The organism is Streptomyces sp. NPDC001020 (assembly GCF_053599115.1).
This window is the reverse complement of the sequence record NZ_JBSFLQ010000027.1, coordinates 38,126-53,907: the sequence shown is the minus strand read 5'-3', so window position 1 is coordinate 53,907 and position 15,782 is coordinate 38,126. Positions and strand designations below refer to the sequence as shown.

Annotated in this window: 15 protein-coding genes and 1 pseudogene; 11 read left to right on the top strand and 5 right to left on the bottom strand. The window is 70.1% G+C overall.

Features of this window, described 5'->3' with window-relative positions:
- Positions 1 to 358 precede the first annotated feature (358 nt).
- Both ACWDEX_RS24555 and ACWDEX_RS24550 read left to right on the top strand, forming a co-directional pair.
- Positions 359 to 1,699, top strand: coding sequence for a transcriptional regulator (locus ACWDEX_RS24555; protein ID WP_450466053.1), 1,341 nt, complete (start codon positions 359 to 361; stop codon positions 1,697 to 1,699).
- A gap of 151 nt (positions 1,700 to 1,850) precedes the next feature.
- A complete protein-coding gene (locus ACWDEX_RS24550) occupies positions 1,851 to 2,396 on the top strand; it encodes an NUDIX hydrolase (RefSeq protein ID WP_450466052.1) in 546 nt (181 codons plus the stop codon).
- A gap of 17 nt (positions 2,397 to 2,413) precedes the next feature.
- On the opposite strand, the gene ACWDEX_RS24545 is transcribed toward ACWDEX_RS24550, so the two are convergent.
- Positions 2,414 to 2,671, bottom strand: a complete 258-nt coding sequence (locus tag ACWDEX_RS24545) for a hypothetical protein (protein ID WP_450466051.1) — start codon at positions 2,669 to 2,671, stop codon at positions 2,414 to 2,416.
- 367 nt (positions 2,672 to 3,038) lie between these two features.
- On the opposite strand from ACWDEX_RS24545, the gene ACWDEX_RS24540 reads away from it, so the two are divergent.
- Positions 3,039 to 4,271, top strand: coding sequence for a helix-turn-helix transcriptional regulator (locus ACWDEX_RS24540; RefSeq protein ID WP_450466050.1), 1,233 nt, complete (start codon positions 3,039 to 3,041; stop codon positions 4,269 to 4,271).
- A gap of 105 nt (positions 4,272 to 4,376) precedes the next feature.
- On the opposite strand, the gene ACWDEX_RS24535 is transcribed toward ACWDEX_RS24540, so the two are convergent.
- The gene (locus ACWDEX_RS24535) at positions 4,377 to 5,237 is read right to left on the bottom strand and encodes a 3-hydroxybutyryl-CoA dehydrogenase (protein WP_450466048.1); all 861 of its coding nucleotides are present in this window, start codon (positions 5,235 to 5,237) and stop codon (positions 4,377 to 4,379) included.
- A gap of 168 nt (positions 5,238 to 5,405) precedes the next feature.
- On the opposite strand from ACWDEX_RS24535, the gene ACWDEX_RS24530 reads away from it, so the two are divergent.
- Positions 5,406 to 6,620 carry a glycoside hydrolase family 10 protein gene (locus ACWDEX_RS24530; protein ID WP_450466047.1) on the top strand — a complete coding sequence of 405 codons (1,215 nt, stop codon included), beginning with the start codon at positions 5,406 to 5,408 and terminating at the stop codon, positions 6,618 to 6,620.
- 14 nt (positions 6,621 to 6,634) lie between these two features.
- Here the strand turns inward: ACWDEX_RS24530 and ACWDEX_RS24525 are convergent, their stop codons facing one another.
- Positions 6,635 to 6,841: a DUF1918 domain-containing protein gene (locus ACWDEX_RS24525; RefSeq protein WP_450466045.1), complete on the bottom strand. Its 207-nt coding sequence runs from the start codon at positions 6,839 to 6,841 to the stop codon at positions 6,635 to 6,637.
- A gap of 99 nt (positions 6,842 to 6,940) precedes the next feature.
- A complete protein-coding gene (locus tag ACWDEX_RS24520) occupies positions 6,941 to 7,951 on the bottom strand; it encodes a DMT family transporter (RefSeq protein ID WP_450466043.1) in 1,011 nt (336 codons plus the stop codon).
- On the opposite strand from ACWDEX_RS24520, the gene ACWDEX_RS24515 reads away from it, so the two are divergent.
- The 7 genes from ACWDEX_RS24515 to ACWDEX_RS24485 all read left to right on the top strand — a co-directional run bounded on the left by ACWDEX_RS24515 (position 7,950) and on the right by ACWDEX_RS24485 (position 15,247).
- Positions 7,950 to 9,392, top strand: coding sequence for an aminotransferase-like domain-containing protein (locus ACWDEX_RS24515; protein ID WP_450466041.1), 1,443 nt, complete (start codon positions 7,950 to 7,952; stop codon positions 9,390 to 9,392). The genes ACWDEX_RS24520 and ACWDEX_RS24515 overlap by 2 nt on opposite strands.
- A gap of 80 nt (positions 9,393 to 9,472) precedes the next feature.
- Positions 9,473 to 9,916: a GNAT family N-acetyltransferase gene (locus ACWDEX_RS24510; protein WP_450466040.1), complete on the top strand. Its 444-nt coding sequence runs from the start codon at positions 9,473 to 9,475 to the stop codon at positions 9,914 to 9,916.
- A gap of 405 nt (positions 9,917 to 10,321) precedes the next feature.
- Positions 10,322 to 11,350: an N-acetyl-gamma-glutamyl-phosphate reductase gene (gene argC, locus ACWDEX_RS24505; protein ID WP_450466038.1), complete on the top strand. Its 1,029-nt coding sequence runs from the start codon at positions 10,322 to 10,324 to the stop codon at positions 11,348 to 11,350.
- A gap of 46 nt (positions 11,351 to 11,396) precedes the next feature.
- Complete coding sequence (argJ, locus tag ACWDEX_RS24500) at positions 11,397 to 12,548, top strand: bifunctional glutamate N-acetyltransferase/amino-acid acetyltransferase ArgJ (protein WP_450466037.1); 1,152 nt, start codon at positions 11,397 to 11,399, stop codon at positions 12,546 to 12,548.
- A complete protein-coding gene (gene argB, locus ACWDEX_RS24495) occupies positions 12,545 to 13,507 on the top strand; it encodes an acetylglutamate kinase (RefSeq protein WP_450466035.1) in 963 nt (320 codons plus the stop codon). Before argJ ends, argB begins: the two co-directional genes overlap by 4 nt.
- A complete protein-coding gene (locus ACWDEX_RS24490) occupies positions 13,504 to 14,703 on the top strand; it encodes an acetylornithine transaminase (RefSeq protein ID WP_450466033.1) in 1,200 nt (399 codons plus the stop codon). The genes argB and ACWDEX_RS24490 overlap by 4 nt, the downstream gene beginning before the upstream one ends.
- A 7-nt stretch (positions 14,704 to 14,710) precedes the next feature.
- Entirely contained in the window at positions 14,711 to 15,247 is a 537-nt protein-coding gene (locus tag ACWDEX_RS24485; protein WP_450466031.1) for an arginine repressor, read from the top strand.
- 59 nt (positions 15,248 to 15,306) lie between these two features.
- On the opposite strand, the pseudogene ACWDEX_RS24480 reads toward ACWDEX_RS24485, so the two are convergent.
- Positions 15,307 to 15,759: pseudogene (locus tag ACWDEX_RS24480) on the bottom strand (ABC transporter transmembrane domain-containing protein); the annotation flags it as partial.
- Positions 15,760 to 15,782: the final 23 nt, after the last annotated feature.

Below are 15,782 nucleotides of genomic sequence, written 5' to 3'. Positions count from 1 at the left end.
ATCGCGGGCCGTCAGCCACGGGTGTGCAGGTGGCTGGGCGCGCGGTTCCCCGCGCCCCTTTCGGGGCCGTGGGTATCTCACTCAGGTGTCTCACCCATTCGGGTCGCCGTCGCCGACGCGCCGTCCGCCCCGCCACGGAGTGCCGGGCAGGCAGCCGGGCGGACGGCGCGGAAGCGGGCCGCCGCACTGTAGGAGGGGGAGCCGACGGCCCGGTCGGCCTCTTGCGAGGTCTCTCAGTCAACCGGTCCGCGACTCTCGGCGACAGCGCGCGCACAGCATGGATTCGGGCATTCGGTTCACACCCCGTGTGAACCCGGACGCACTACGCTGTCCCCACCGAGCCACCGGGGGGCCAACCATGCAGCCCAACACACTGCTCGACGCGATTCTCGACGAGGCCGGCATCTCCCATGCGGGACTCGCCGCGCACGTCAACCAGGCGGGGAGGCCACGCGGTCTCGCCCTGAGATACGAACACACCGCCGTGGCGCGGTGGTTGAAGGGTCAGCGCCCGCGCGGCCAGGTGCCCGACCTGATCTGCGAGGTACTCGCCGCCCGGCTGCACCGCCCGGTGACCCTCGACGACATCGGCCTCGGCGTCCCCGGTGAACCGGCCGCCTTACACGGCTTCAGCCTGTCCGGCTTCGTCGAACGGGCAACCGCCCTGTGGCGCTCCGACGAACAGCAGCGGCCCCATGTCCTGGGTGCCCCGACTGTCACGGGCACGCCCGCCGTCATGCCGGTGTGGGAATGGGAGAACCCGCCCGAGGACGTGGACGTCTCCCGTGGCGGCCGGCACCGGGTCACCCCGACCGACATAGAGACGCTGCGCGCCGCCCGAGCCCACTACGAGCAGATGTACCGCAAGGCCGGCGGCATCGCGACCCGCAGCCGTGTCGTCGGCTTCCTCAACTCCGAGACGGCGCCCCTGCTGCGTGGCGGCTACACCGACGCCCTGGGCCGCCAACTGCACCGGGCCACCGGCGGACTGGTGGCGATCGCCGGCATCTGCGCCTACGACTCGGACGCCCACGGGCTCGCCCAGCGCTATTTCCATCAGGCCCTTCGCCTGGCGAAGGCCAGCGGGGACCGGGGGCTCGGCGCGTATGTGATCGCGCTGCTGGTCAATCAGTCGCTGTTCATGAAGGAGTACCGGCAGGCCGTCGCGTTCGCCGAGGCCGCGCTGCGCACCGCCGGCAGGCACATCACCCCGGCGCTCGCCTCCGACCTGTACGCGATGCAGGCGAAGGCGTACGCGCACCTCGGCGATGCCACGAGCGCGCTGTCCTGCATCCGGCAGGCCGAGTCGGCCGCCGAGCGTATCCGGCGCGGCCACGAACCGGACGAGACCGGCTACGTCCAGCCCGGCCTCGTCAACGTCCAGGTCGCGGAGGCACTGCTCAGCCTCGGGGACCTGGTGGCCGCGAAGGAACACGCCGCGGCCGCCGTCGACACGCCCGCACACGACCGCGGCCGGGTGCACCGGCTCGCCATGCTCAGCCAGATCGAACTGCGCCAGGGCAACGCCGACAAGGCGGTGGCCACCGCGGTCGAGATGACGGAGCGGGCGCGGGGGGTGGAGTCCATGCGTCTGCGCGACAGACTGCGGGCGGTGCGGGAACACCTCGTGCGCAACGGCTGTACCGGGACGGCCGAAGCGGCCGAACTCATCGACGCGGCACTGCGCGTACCTCTGTAACCACCGCCTCACCACTGCCGGAGAGCCGCGCTCCTCCACCGGTGCGCGATGACTGCGCCCGCACCTGCGCCGGGCGCGCGCCGCCGTGAGCCTGCTGAGTCGATGCTCCTGCTGCGATATTGCCACTTACTCGGCGGAAGGTGGCATTACCGTGCAGTGGACGAAACAGAACGAACAGACTGTGTACGCAAACCGCTGGTTCAGCGTCAATCTCGCAGATGTCGTGCTGCCGGACGGCCGGCATCTCGACCACTTCCTCATACGGCTGCGGCCCGTCGCGGTGGCCACTGTCGTGAACGAGGCCAACGAAGTGCTGCTGTTGTGGCGGCACCGCTTCATCACCGACAGCTGGGGGTGGGAACTGGCGGCGGGTGTCGTCGAGGACGGCGAGGACATCGCCGTGGCGGCGGCCCGTGAACTGGAGGAGGAGACGGGTTGGCGGCCGGGACCGCTGCGGCATCTCATGAGTGTCGAGCCGTCCAACGGACTCACCGACGCCCGGCACCACATCTACTGGGCCGACGAGGGCGAGTACATCGGACACCCCGTGGACGACTTCGAGTCGGACCGCCGGGAATGGGTTCCACTCAAGCTCGTCCCCGACATGGTCGCCCGCGGAGAGGTCCCGGCCGCCAACATGGCAGCCGCGCTGCTCCTCCTGCATCACCTCAGGCTGGGGCAGGACGCAGTACCGTGATCCCCACCGCTACGGCCCTAGTGGCCCAGGGCCTGCCAGATCGTCACGACGAGCGCGCCCACGGCCGTGAGGGCCGCGACCGCGGGCAGCGGCCAGCGCGTGTGTTCGAGCGCGACGATCCGCAGGCTCAGATCGTCCAGATCCTTGGCGGTCTCCTCGGCGCGATGGCTGAGCAGGTCCAGCCCTCCCTCGACGCGGGCGTGTGCCACATCGAGGCGGCGGCGTAACTCTGCGAGTTCCCCATGGATGACAGGAGGCTCGGGGTGGGCGGGCACGAGTCCGCTCCTTTCCGTAGTCGTCATATCTCTTGCGTGCGCATGGAGAGTCAACTCGCCTGGTGCACGCGTGGGGAGAGTGCGCGGACGGCATATGCGAGTCCGGCGCGCACACGGTGTGTGAATGACGCGGGCCCGGCACCAGGGACGGTGCCGGGCCCGTGATGAGCTGAGAGTGACGGTCCGTGATCAGGTGGGGCCCTTCAGGACCACCCTTCTCGCCCGCCATGGATGTGCCGCTGACCTAGGATGGCCTGAAAACTGCAGGTAAGGGTGTTTCAACGGCGCCTATGGACCTGCAGAACACCTTCAGGCCTGCTGGTGGCAGTCCACGAAGGTGTGCACCACATGCAAGGGGAGGGGCGCCATGGGCAGCCATACGCGTCGGCCTGGAGAGTACGTCAGACCTTCGGACCGCATTCTGCTCGACGACTACTGCCGCCCGGAGGGGGAGTATTACGCCGCCGGCGCGTACCACCACCAGCAGTCGTTGGGCAGGTTCCATGCCGGTCAGACGGTTGAAGTCGAGCTTGTGCCAGAGCCGTTCAATCCGTGGGACGCCCGCGCGGTGGCCTATGACGTGCAGGGGCAGCGGGTTGCCTACATGCCTGGGATCGCCGCGAAGTTCTGGCATGACGTCGTCACCGCGTGGAACGCTGCGGGTTATGCCGTGTACGTCCGAGCCCTGGTGAATCGCTGGGACAACGGTGGTGAGGCCAGGTTCGGCCTCACCGCGCCGAAGTGGGACTGGCAGTCGCTTCTGGACATGGCTGAGGCAGCGGGACTTCGTACCGCGTGGGAGGCAGTCATGCGCGGACTGAGCGACCGGCAGCGGCTTCTCATGCGGGAGGACGGCGGCTACACACCGGATGACTCCGTTCTCAAGGTGTTGCTGAGGACGCGTGAGGAGTTCCCCATGTTCCGGTGGGGCGGGAAGCGCGACGGCGATCTGGGTGAGCGGATGCCCTTCTGGTACGGGTACTTCGTCCGTGAGCAGGTAGGGGAGGAAGAACGGAAGGAGCGGGATGCCTGGTCTCTGAAAGCGGACCTGGTGTTCGCGTTCAAAGAGGAGATCAGGCGCCGAAGGTCACTGGAGCGTGAGGAGGCACGCCTGCGGCGCCATGAGCGGGAGAAGCAGGCGCTCAGGCTGCAGAGTGAGGGCTTCACGAACAGAGACGTCGCGGCAGAGCTTGGCTTGTCTCCCAAGCAGGTCGAGCATCTTCTCTACCGTGCCCGCAAGGCGACGGGAGCCACCCTTCGCCGCAATGAGGACCTCCAGCAAGAGCGGCGACGTGCGGCAGAGGAGGCGCTCGGACACAAGAGGTCCGGCATGGCGAGGGCGGAGATTGCGCGCACCATGGGCCGATCCGTCGACTCGGTGAAGGAGTTGCTGCAGGACGCGGTCTTCTACGAGGCCCCGAGGGATCATCCGGAGCGGCTCGAACTGGCGATGCGATGCGCCGAATTCCGGGACGAGGGCCACACGAAGGAGAAGGTTGTGGCCATGCTGGGTGTCACCAGGGCGAAGGCGCTACGGGCTTTCAGGGACGCCACCTTCCTGGAGTCCAGTGGCCACGAGATCCTGGGAAGAGTCATGTGACAACCTGCGCGTGACGTAGGCGGGGCCCCGCGTCCTGGCGGGTGCGGTGCAGGAGAACCGCGGGCCGGGCACCGGAATCCCGGTGCCCGGCCCGCAGTCGGGTCGTCAGCCGTACGTGTAGAACCCCGAGCCCGACTTGCGGCCGAGCCGGCCCGCCTCGACCATGCGCTGCAGCAGCGGGGGAGCGGCGTACAGGGGCTCCTTGTACTCCTCGTACATCGAGTTGGCGATCGAGACGATGGTGTCCAGGCCGATCAGGTCGGCGAGCTTCAGCGGGCCCATCGGGTGGGCGCACCCCAGCTCCATGCCGTTGTCGATGTCCTCGCGGCCTGCGATGCCCGACTCGAACATGCGTATGGCGGAGAGCAGGTAGGGCACGAGCAGGGCGTTGACCACGAAGCCCGAGCGGTCCTGGGCGCGGATCGCGTGCTTGCCGAGCACCTTCTCGGCGAACAGCTGGGCCCGGCTGAGGGTGCCCTCGGAAGTGGTGAGCGCCGGGATCAGCTCGACAAGCTTCTGCACGGGGGCCGGGTTGAAGAAGTGGATGCCGACCACGTGGTCCGGCCGCGAGGTGGCGACCGCGAGCTTCACCAGTGGGATGGAGGAGGTGTTCGAGGCGAGGATGGCGTCCGGTCGGGTCACCACCTGGTCGAGGACCTGGAAGATCTCCGTCTTCACCTGCTCGTTCTCGACGACGGCCTCGATCACCAGGTCGCGGTCCGCGAACTCGCCGAGGTCGGTGGTGAAGTGCAGGCGCTCCTGAGTCGCCTGACGCTCCTCCTCGGAGATCTTGCCGCGCTCGGCCGCCTTGGACAGGGAGTTGAACAGGCGGGTCCGGCCGATCTCCAGGGCTTCGCCGGTGGTCTCGGCCACCTTCACATCCAGTCCGGCGCGGGCGCACACCTCCGCGATGCCCGCTCCCATCTGGCCGCAGCCCACCACTCCGACGCGCTCGATGTCGGTCACATCGTCCCTTTCGCTGATCTACGGCTGTGGCAGGACCTCCGTGGTGCGGCGCCTGCTCCGATCGTGCACGTTACCCCCAGAAATCGATGATCGATCGCCCGGGTGGGGTGCATGCTGGTGGATGACAACGGTCTGTGATCATGTGGATCCAAGGCGTAGGGAGTGTGGATGGGTCGAATGTCACGTCGGGCGTTCGCGGTGGCCGGGCTGTCGGCGCTCACGACGGCGGCGGCCCGCCCGCGGCCACTGCGGACGACCGCCGAGATGCGGGGCATGTGGCTGGCGACCGTACTCAATCGCGACTGGCCCTCCCGCCCCGGCCTGACGGCGCCCGTGCAGCGCGCCGAGTTGCGCGCCCACCTCGACATGGCGCTGAGTCTCGGGCTGAACGCCGTTTTCCTCCAGGTCCGCCCCATGGCCGACGCACTGTGGCCCTCTCCCTACGAACCGTGGTCACAGTGCCTCACCGGCACCCAGGGGAAGGACCCCGGCTGGGACCCGCTCGGCACGGCCGTCGCCGAGGCGCACGCACGGGGACTGGAGCTGCACGCCTGGTTCAATCCCTACCGGGTCGCCTCTCACACCGACCCGGCGCGGCTCGCCGCCTCGCACCCCGCCCGCAAGCACCCCGACTGGCTCGTGCCCTACGGCGGCAGGCTGTACTACAACCCCGGACTGCCGCAGGTGCGGGCCTTCGTCGAGAAAGCGATCCTCGACGCCGTACGCCGTTACCCGGTCGACGGTGTCCATTTCGACGACTACTTCTACCCGTATCCCGTCAAGGGCCACACCTTCGACGACGCCAAGGCGTACGCGGCCTACGGCAGTGCGTTCCCGAGCCGGGCCGCCTGGCGACGGAACAACATCGACCTCATGGTCCGGGAGACCGCGGCGCGTGTCCGGCGGCTCAGGCCTGCCGCCCGCTTCGGGATCAGCCCCTTCGGGGTGTGGCGCAACGCCGCGACCGACTCCCGTGGCTCGGACACCCGGGCCGGGGTTCAGGCCTACGACGACCTCTACGCAGACACCAGGAAGTGGGTGAGGTCCGGCTGGCTCGACTACATCTGCCCGCAGCTCTACTGGCACATCGGCTTCGCCGCGGCCGACTACGCGAAACTCGTGCCCTGGTGGGCCGGCGTCACCAAGGGCACCCGAGTGAAGCTGTACGTGGGGGAAGCGCTGTACAAGGCCGGCGACCCGGCTCAGCCCGATGCCTGGCAGGACCCGGAGGAGCTGTCCCGGCACCTCACGCTCGCCAGGCGTTACCCGCAGACGCGCGGGCATGTCTTCTTCGCCGCCAAGGAGATGGCGGCGGACCCGGTCGGAGCCATGGAATGGGTGGTCGCCGACCACTACCAGCAGCCGGCGAAACCCCCGCGCTGAAGACGTGGCCGTGTCTACTTTCCGATCGGCCGGGAGACGTCCTTGTGACGGATCTCGGAGTCGGGGCCCGGTGAGCACACCGCCTCGTGCCCGTCCTGGAAGCGGACGCGGTAAGGGGGAGTGCCCTCCGCCCCCATCACCTCGACGATCTCGGCGACCTTGTCGTGCTGCCCGACGACCCTGCCGTGCTGCACCAGCTTGTCGCCCACAGTTGCGCGCATCTGATGGACCTCCTCGTCGCTTGCGGGAGTATCGGTCCGTGGCCGCGATTCCACGGCCCAGGGCGCCCGGTCGACCCGAGCCCGCGCGCCCCGCCCCCGTCAGCTCCGCGCCCGCTGTGTGACTGCGATGCGGACGAGGACCGCGGCGGCTGTGAGGGGTACGGCCGGGGTGAGGTGCTCGCCGAGGAGCAATACCGACCACACCAGTGTGAGCAGCGGCTGAGCAAGCTGCAACTGGCTGGCCTTCGGTATCCCGATCGCCGCCATGCCCCGGTACCAGACGACCAGCCCGAAGAACTGCGATCCGGCCGCCACCCACAGCAGTCCGGCCACACCGTGCGCCGTGAGGCGGGCCGGCTCGTACGACAGCGCCACGAGCGCCCCGGGTGCGGCAAGCGGCAGGCACAGCACCAGAGCCCAGCCGATGACCTGCCAGCCGGGCATGATCCGGGCCAGTCGGCCGCCCTCGGTGTACCCGGCCGCGCACACCAGCAGTGCGCCGAAGAGGTAGGCGTCCGCGCCGGTCAACGTGCCGCCGCTCTGCTGCACGGTGAACGCGATGACCGCGACGGCGCCGGTGACGGCGGCGCCCCAGAACGTGCGGGAGGGGCGGGCGCCCGTGCGCAGAGCCGAGAAGAAGGCCGTGGTGAGCGGGAGCAGTCCGACGACCACGGCGGCGTGAGCGGTGGTCGAGGTCTGCAGAGCGAGGGTTGTCAACAGCGGGAAGCCGAGCACGACCCCCGCCGCGACGACCGCGAGTCCCGCCCAGTGCGTTCGCGCGGGCAGGGGCACCCGCAGCGCGAGCAGGCATCCGCCCGCGATGACCGCGGCCAGTACGCTGCGCACCGCCACGAGCGACCACGGTCCGAAGCTTTCGAGGCCCCAGGCGGTGGCGGGAAACGTGAGGGAGAAGGCGACGACCCCGAGGCCTGCCTGGAGGGCGCCGGCCCGGATCGGGCTCCCGGCCGGGGCGCCTCGACGGAGCGCGCCCGCGCGATGCGGTGCCGAGCCCTGGGTGGTCCCGGTTTCCGCGGCCGTGTCCGTGCTCACTGCCCCGTTCGGGGTGACCACTATCGAGCTGTCTGTAGTAGCGCTATCCTCTGTTCTCATGCAGGAGCGTAGCAGTGTCGCGGATCTCGTGCAGCAGCTGCGATCGGAGGTGAAGCGCTACTCTCCCGGTGAGAAGCTGCCGTCCAGTCGTGTGCTCATCGAGCGGTTTCGGGTGAGCCCGGTGACCGTGTCGCGGGCGCTGGCGCAGTTGTCCGTGGAGGGGCTCGTGGTCACCCGGCCGGGGGCCGGGGCGTTTCGCGCCGAACCGTGTGCGCCGACCCCGGCGGTGGGGGACACCGCGTGGCAGGAAGTGGCGCTCAGCGCGGACGCCTCCGCCGAGCTCGTGCCGCGCACCGTCGACTCCTCCGGTGTGCTCGCCTCCCTGGCCGCTCCACCCGCCGGGGTCGTCGAGTTCAACGGGGGCTATCTGCACCCGTCGCTGCAGCCGGAGCGCGCCATGGGCGCCGCGCTGTCGCGTGCCGGGCGCCGCCCCGGTGTCTGGGGGAGGCCGCCCGTCGAGGGGATCGCCGAGCTGCGCGCGTGGTTCGCGCGGGGCATCGGCGGGGCGATCACCGCGGCCGATGTGCTGATCACGGCCGGCGGCCAGTCCGCACTGACCACCGCGTTCCGGGCCCTGGCGCCACCGGGTGCCCCGGTTCTGGTCGAGTCGCCCACCTATCCCGGCATGCTGGCGATCGCCCGCGCGGCAGGCCTCAGGCCCGTGCCCGTGCCGGTCGACGTGGACGGAGTCAAACCGTCCCTGCTCGCCGACGCGTTCCGGGCGACCGGAGCCCGCGCCTTCGTCTGCCAGCCGCTGTTCCAGAACCCGACCGGCGCCGTTCTGGCGCCCGGGCGCCGGCGCGAGGTGCTGCGTATCGCGCGCGAGGCAGGGGCGTTCGTGATCGAGGACGACTTCGTACGACGGCTGGTGCACGAGGAGGCCGGGCCGCTGCCGCCGCCGCTCGCCGCCGAGGATCCCGACGGCGTCGTCGTGCATGTCTGTTCGCTCACCAAGGCGACCTCCCCCAGTTTCCGGGTCGGTGCCCTGGCCGCCCGCGGCCCTGTCCTGGAGCGGCTGCGCGCCATTCAGATCGTCGACACCTTCTTCGTGCCCCGCCCCCTGCAGGAGGCCGCGCTCGAACTTGTCGGCTCGCCCGCCTGGCCCCGTCATCTGCGTGCCGTCTCCGCTGAGTTGAGGAACCGCCGCGACATGATGACCGCAGCCCTGCGCCTGCACCTGCCCGAACTCGCCCTGCCGCACGTCCCGTACGGCGGCTACCACCTCTGGGTGCGCCTGCCCGACGGCAGTGACGAGCCCGCCCTCGTCGCGGCCGCCCTGCGTGCGGGCGTGGCAGTCACCCCCGGCCGCCCCTATTTCAGTGCCGAACCCCCCGCCGCGCACCTGCGCCTGAGCTTCGCGGCCGTCGCGGGGGCGGCAGAGATCGCGGAGGGTGTACGCCGCCTGCGCGCGGCCTTCGACGAGGTTGGGCGCCCACGCTAGTCCCGCGGCGCCAGTGCCTCGGTCGGCGGGGGACTCACGAACGGCTCGACAGAGCGGTCGCGGCCTGGAAGTCTCCCGCCATGACCGACACACCCCGCTTCCCCGACGGCTACGAGTTCTCCGCCGACACGGCCCGTATCGACGTCGACCGTACCCACCACTGGCTCGCGACCGACGCGTACTGGGCGATCGACCGACCTCGCGACAAGCACGAGCGCGCGGTCGCGCACTCCCACAACTTCGGCGTGTACGAAACGACTTCGGGTGACCAGGTGGCGTACGCGCGCGTGGTGACCGACGAGGGGCTCTTCGCCTGGCTCTGCGACGTATACGTCGACCGGTCGGTGCGCGGCAAGGGGATCGGCACCGCGCTGGTCGGCGCGGTCCGTGACCACCTCGCCCTGCTCGGGGTGCGCCGCGCCCTGCTGGCCACGAACGACGCGCACGGGGTCTACGCGAAGTTCGGCTTCAAGCCGCTCGACAAGCCGGACGAGTGGATGTTGCTGTGGTTCGACCGGCCCTGACCGGTCGGTGAGTGAGCCCGTCGTGCTGGTGCCGCCAGCGGCGGCCGACCTGTGCTACTGATCACCGACTCCCCGCAGCCGGGCGACCGGCGACGCGCTCGGGTACGCGTCGCCGGTGCAACCCGGGTTGCAGGACGTACGCCCTGAGGGCGCAGCCGTCGGCGTACTGGGACATCGACGTCCGCCCCCCTGACGGCGGTCACGCTCGCCGGGCGGCGCGGGCGCTGGAACCTCTACCTGGAGACCGCGTCGCGTACTCCGTGAACCCGGGCAGCGCGGTGTACGCGGCGCGTCCGGGGTGGTGACGCGGATGGCGGCGTTCCTGTCACACCGAAGCGCATAATGATCCCCGGATTGCATAAACGTGCAGTGACTCGTATAGTCATGCCATCGGAGGAGGATTCCATGGCGGTATATGCGGCGGTGGCCGGAGCGAGCGGGTACGCGGGCGGGGAACTGCTGCGCCTGTTGCTCGCGCACCCCGAGGTTGAGATCGGTACCCTGACCGGCAACTCCAACGCGGGGCAGCGGCTCGGCGCGCTGCAGCCGCATCTGCTGCCGCTCGCCGACCGCGTGCTGGCGGAGACCACCGCGGAGACCCTCGCCGGGCACGACGTCGTCTTCCTGGCCCTGCCCCATGGGCAGTCCGCCGCTGTCGCCGAGCGGCTCGGCCCCGATGTGCTCGTGATCGACATGGGTGCCGACTTCCGGCTGAAGGACCCGGCCGACTGGCAGCGGTTCTACGGCTCCCCGCACGCCGGGACCTGGCCCTACGGCCTGCCCGAACTGCCAGGCGCCCGTACCGGGTTGGAGGGGGCCAAGCGCATCGCGGTACCCGGTTGCTACCCGACCGCGGCCTCGCTCGCGCTCTTCCCGGCGTACGCCGCGGGCCTGGCCGAGAAAGAGGCCGTGATCGTCGCCGCCTCCGGCACCTCAGGGGCCGGCAAGGCGCCCAAGCCCCATCTGCTCGGCTCCGAGGTCATGGGCTCGATGTCCCCGTACGGCGTCGGCGGCGTCCACCGCCACATCCCCGAGATGAGCCAGAACCTCAGCGCGGTCGCCCGCGAGACCGTCACCGTCTCCTTCACACCCACCCTCGCGCCGATGGCCCGCGGCATCCTGGCCACGTGCAGCGCGAAGGCGAAGCCCGGCGTCATCGCCGAGTCGGTCCGCGCCGCCTACGAGAAGGGTTTCGGTGACGAGCCCTTCGTCCATCTCCTCCCCGAGGGGCAGTGGCCGACCACCGCGTCCGTCTACGGATCCAACGCCGTTCAGGTGCAGGTCGCGTACGACGCCGCCGCGCACCGCATCATCGCGATCAGCGCCATCGACAATCTGACCAAGGGCACCGCGGGCGGTGCCGTCCAGAGCATGAACATCGCCCTCGGGCTCGACGAGACCGCCGGGCTGTCCACGATCGGAGTCGCACCGTGACAGACGCGCGTGCGGCCACCCGGCTGCAGACGACTAAGGAGGCGCAGTGAGTGTCACGGCAGCAAAGGGGTTCACGGCGGCCGGTATCGCCGCCGGGATCAAGAAGAACGGCAACCCGGACCTGGCCCTCGTGGTCAACAACGGGCCCCGCCGCGCCGCCGCGGGCGTCTTCACCTCCAACCGTGTGAAGGCCGCACCGGTGCTGTGGTCCGAGCAGGTCCTGAGGAGCGGCCAGGTCTCCGCAGTCATCCTCAACTCCGGTGGCGCGAACGCCTGTACCGGCCCAAAGGGCTTCCAGGACACCCACGCCACCGCCGAGAAGGCCGCGGACGTCCTGGGGTTGGGCGCGGGCGAGGTCGCCGTCTGCTCCACCGGACTCATCGGCGAACTCCTCCCGATGGACAAGCTGCTCCCGGGAATCGAGACGGCGGCCGCCGCGCTGAGCGAGCACGGCGGTGAGAAGGCCGCCATCGCCATCAAGACCACCGACACCGTCCACAAGACGTCCGTTGTCACGAAGGACGGCTGGACCGTCGGCGGCATGGCCAAGGGAGCCGGCATGCTCGCGCCGGGCCTTGCCACCATGCTCGTCGTGCTCACCACCGACGCCGACGTCGACAGCGCGACGCTGGAGGCAGCCCTGCGCTCCGCCACCAGGGTCACCTTCGACCGCGTCGACTCCGACGGCTGCATGTCCACCAACGACACCGTGCTGCTGCTCTCCTCGGGGGCCGCCGACGTCACCCCCGGACACGAGGATTTCGCCGAGGCCGTACGGACGGTGTGCGCCGACCTGGCCCGTCAGCTCATCGGTGACGCCGAGGGCGCCAGCAAGGACATCAAGGTCGAGGTGATCAACGCGGCGACCGAGGACGACGCCGTCGAGGTGGGCCGCTCCATCGCCCGTAACAACCTCCTCAAGTGCGCCATACACGGTGAGGACCCCAACTGGGGCCGCGTCCTGTCGGCCATCGGCACGACGAAGGCGGCCTTCGAGCCCGACCAGCTGAACGTCGCCATCAACGGCGTCTGGGTCTGCAAGAGCGGCGGCGTCGGCGACGACCGCGAGCTCGTCGACATGCGCTACCGCGAGGTCCATATCGTGGCGGACCTCGCGTCCGGCTCATCGACCGCGACCATCTGGACCAACGACCTCACCGCCGACTACGTCCACGAGAACAGCGCCTATTCCTCATGAGCGACCCGATCACCAAGACCAGCAGCACGCGGAAACACACCGCCCTGCCCAAGGCCCGGATCCTCGTCGAGGCGCTGCCCTGGCTGACCCGCCACCACGGGAAGACCGTCGTCATCAAGTTCGGCGGAAACGCCATGGTGAACGAGGAGCTCAAGGCCGCCTTCGCGCAGGACGTCGCCTTCCTGCGACACGCGGGCCTCAAGCCGGTCGTGGTGCACGGCGGCGGCCCCCAGATCAGTGCCGCCCTCGACAAGCACGGCATCGCCAGCGAGTTCAAGGCGGGCCTGCGCGTCACCTCCGAGGACGCCATGGACGTAGTCCGCATGGTGCTCGCCGGGCAGGTGCAGCGCGAGCTGGTCGGGCTGCTCAACCGGCACGGTCCGCTCGCCGTCGGCATCACCGGCGAGGACGCGCACACCATCACCGCCACCAAGCACCGACCCGAGATCGACGGCGAACTGGTCGACATCGGGCGGGTGGGCGAGATCACCGTGATCGACACCGGCGCGATCGAGGCGCTGCTCTCCGACGGCCGCATCCCGGTCGTGTCGTCGATCGCCCGGAGTCAGGACGACGGACATGTCTACAACGTCAATGCTGATACGGCGGCTGCGGCACTCGCTGCGGCGCTGGGCGCCGAAACCCTCATGGTTCTCACAGACGTCGAGGGTCTCTACGAGGACTGGCCCCACTCCGACGAGGTGATCAGCCGCCTCACCGCTTCCGAGCTGGAGGAACTGCTGCCCGAGCTCTCCTCGGGCATGGTGCCCAAGATGGAGGGCTGCCTGCACGCTGTACGCAACGGCGTCAGCACCGCCCGTGTCATCGACGGCCGGGTCCAGCACTCGATCCTGCTGGAGATCTTCACCGACGAGGGCATCGGCACGATGGTCGTGCCCGACGCACTCGAGCAGGGAAACGACGCATTCGACGCGGGGAACAGGGGGGACGCGGAATGACCGCCAACAAGGAACTCACCCAGCGCTGGCAGGGCGCGCTCATGAACAACTACGGCACCCCTCGGCTGCCCCTCGCCCGTGGCGAGGGCGCGCGGCTGTGGGACGCCGACGGCAAGGAGTACGTCGACTTCGTCGGCGGTATCGCGGTCAACGCGCTCGGCCACGCCCACCCTGCGGTCGTCGAGGCGGTCAGCAGGCAGATCGCCTCCCTCGGCCATGTCTCCAACCTGTTCATCGCCGAACCGCCCGTCGCACTCGCCGAACGGCTGCTCCAGCTCTTCGGCCGGGACGGCAAGGTCTACTTCTGCAACTCCGGGGCCGAGGCCAACGAGGGCGCCTTCAAGATCGGCCGACTGACGGGGCGGACCCACATGGTCGCCACCCAGGGCGGCTTCCACGGCCGCACGATGGGCGCCCTCGCGCTCACCGGCCAGCCCGGCAAGCAGGAGCCGTTCCTGCCGCTGCCCGGCGAGGTCACCCACGTCCCCTACGGCGACGCCCAGGCCCTGGCCGCCGCGGTCACCGAGGAGACCGCCCTCGTCGTCATCGAGCCGATCCAGGGCGAGAACGGCGTCGTCGTCCCGCCCGCCGGTTACCTCAAGGCGGCCCGTGCGATCACCGCCGCCACCGGGGCGCTGCTCGTCCTCGACGAGGTACAGACCGGCGTCGGCCGTACCGGGCACTGGTTCGCGTACCAGGCCCACGACGGTGTGCTGCCCGATGTCGTCACCCTCGCCAAGGGCCTCGGCGGCGGACTGCCGCTCGGCGCCACCGTCGCCTTCGGCCGGGCCGCCGAGCTGCTCCGCCCCGGCCAGCACGGCACGACCTTCGGCGGCAACCCCGTCGCCTGCGCCGCCGGGCTCGCCGTCCTCGGCACCATCGAGGCCGAGGGCCTGCTGGAGAATGTCCAGCGGCAGAGCAAGAGTCTGCGGGACGGAATCGAGTCGCTGGGCCACCCGTTGATCAGGCACGTCCGTGGCTCGGGCCTCCTCCTGGGTATCGTGCTCACCGAGCCGCTCGCGCAGCAGGCGCAGCAGGCGGCTGAGGACGCCGGTTTCCTGGTGAACGCGCCCGCCCCGAACGTCGTACGGCTGATGCCGCCGCTGAACCTCGGTGACGAGGACGCGGACGCGTTCGTGCGGGCGCTGCCCGGCATCCTCGACGCAGTGAACGGGGACGGACGATCCGGAGAATGAGACGACGATGAGTCAGGCGCAGGACCACGAGCACACGGGACCCGCCGTGCCGCAGACCCGCACCGCACGCCACCGCCGGATCGTGGACATCCTCAACCGGCAACCGGTGCGCTCCCAGAGCCAGTTGGCGAAGCTTCTCGCCGACGACGGACTGAGCGTCACCCAGGCGACGCTCTCCCGGGACCTGGACGAGCTGAACGCGGTGAAGATCCGCAACACCGACGGAGACCTCATCTACGCGGTCCCGAGCGAGGGCGGCTTCCGCACCCCGCGCGCACCGCTGGGCGAGTCGGCCAAGGAGGAGCGGATGCGGCGCCTGTCCCAGGAGCTGCTGATCTCCGCGGAGGCGTCCGCCAACCTCGTGGTCCTGCGCACGCCTCCGGGCGCCGCGCAGTTCCTCGCCTCGGCCATCGACCAGGCCGAACTGCACGACATCCTCGGCACCATCGCGGGCGACGACACGTTGCTGCTGATCAGCCGGGACCCGACCGGTGGCCAGGCGTTGGCGGACCACCTGCTGCGGCTGGCACAGAACGGGCAATGACCGTGATGCGGAGCCCGGCCCGGCGGCGGACACCGGGTATAGACGGTCCGGATCCGCGTCGAGGCCATTGCCGCCCGGAACTTGCCGACGTTCTCCCGTTCGAACCGATCCTCCTCCCACCCCTGCCGGTTGTACGCCTGCACCAGCGCGACGTTGCCGAGCGCCTCCTCGGCGACCGCGCTGAGCGAGCCGCTACGGCGCCTGCGCTCCCGTGACGCGGCCTTGATCAGCCGCGAGAAGTGCCGGGCGTCGGCCCAGAGCAGCCGCCGGCGTTCGAAGAAGCCGAGCGACAGCCCCTGGACGTGCCGGAACACATCGGCGCGAAGAGAGAGCAGGAAGCGCTCACCGACCCAGGTGGACGTCACGTCGTCGCCGAACCGCAGCACGCCTGAGCAGACGATGAGCCCCAGGTAGAGCGGGGAGATCCACAGCAACGGCCGCAGATCGCGGGGGACGAGCACAGCGTCCACGACGGTTTTCGACGAACGATAGTCGTCGGACCTTGCGGGCATGAGTTTGCTGAAGATGGCCATCG

Coding starts and splice junctions, on each gene's coding strand:
- ACWDEX_RS24555 (WP_450466053.1), top strand. CDS start 359: ATGCAGCCCAACACACTGCTCGACGCGATTCTCGACGAGGCCGGCATC.
- ACWDEX_RS24490 (WP_450466033.1), top strand. CDS start 13,504: ATGACCGCCAACAAGGAACTCACCCAGCGCTGGCAGGGCGCGCTCATG.
- ACWDEX_RS24485 (WP_450466031.1), top strand. CDS start 14,711: ATGAGTCAGGCGCAGGACCACGAGCACACGGGACCCGCCGTGCCGCAG.
- ACWDEX_RS24525 (WP_450466045.1), bottom strand. CDS start 6,841: ATGCGCGCAACTGTGGGCGACAAGCTGGTGCAGCACGGCAGGGTCGTC.
- ACWDEX_RS24520 (WP_450466043.1), bottom strand. CDS start 7,951: ATGAGAACAGAGGATAGCGCTACTACAGACAGCTCGATAGTGGTCACC.
- ACWDEX_RS24540 (WP_450466050.1), top strand. CDS start 3,039: ATGGGCAGCCATACGCGTCGGCCTGGAGAGTACGTCAGACCTTCGGAC.
- ACWDEX_RS24530 (WP_450466047.1), top strand. CDS start 5,406: ATGGGTCGAATGTCACGTCGGGCGTTCGCGGTGGCCGGGCTGTCGGCG.
- ACWDEX_RS24515 (WP_450466041.1), top strand. CDS start 7,950: ATGCAGGAGCGTAGCAGTGTCGCGGATCTCGTGCAGCAGCTGCGATCG.
- ACWDEX_RS24510 (WP_450466040.1), top strand. CDS start 9,473: ATGACCGACACACCCCGCTTCCCCGACGGCTACGAGTTCTCCGCCGAC.
- argB (WP_450466035.1), top strand. CDS start 12,545: ATGAGCGACCCGATCACCAAGACCAGCAGCACGCGGAAACACACCGCC.
- argC (WP_450466038.1), top strand. CDS start 10,322: ATGGCGGTATATGCGGCGGTGGCCGGAGCGAGCGGGTACGCGGGCGGG.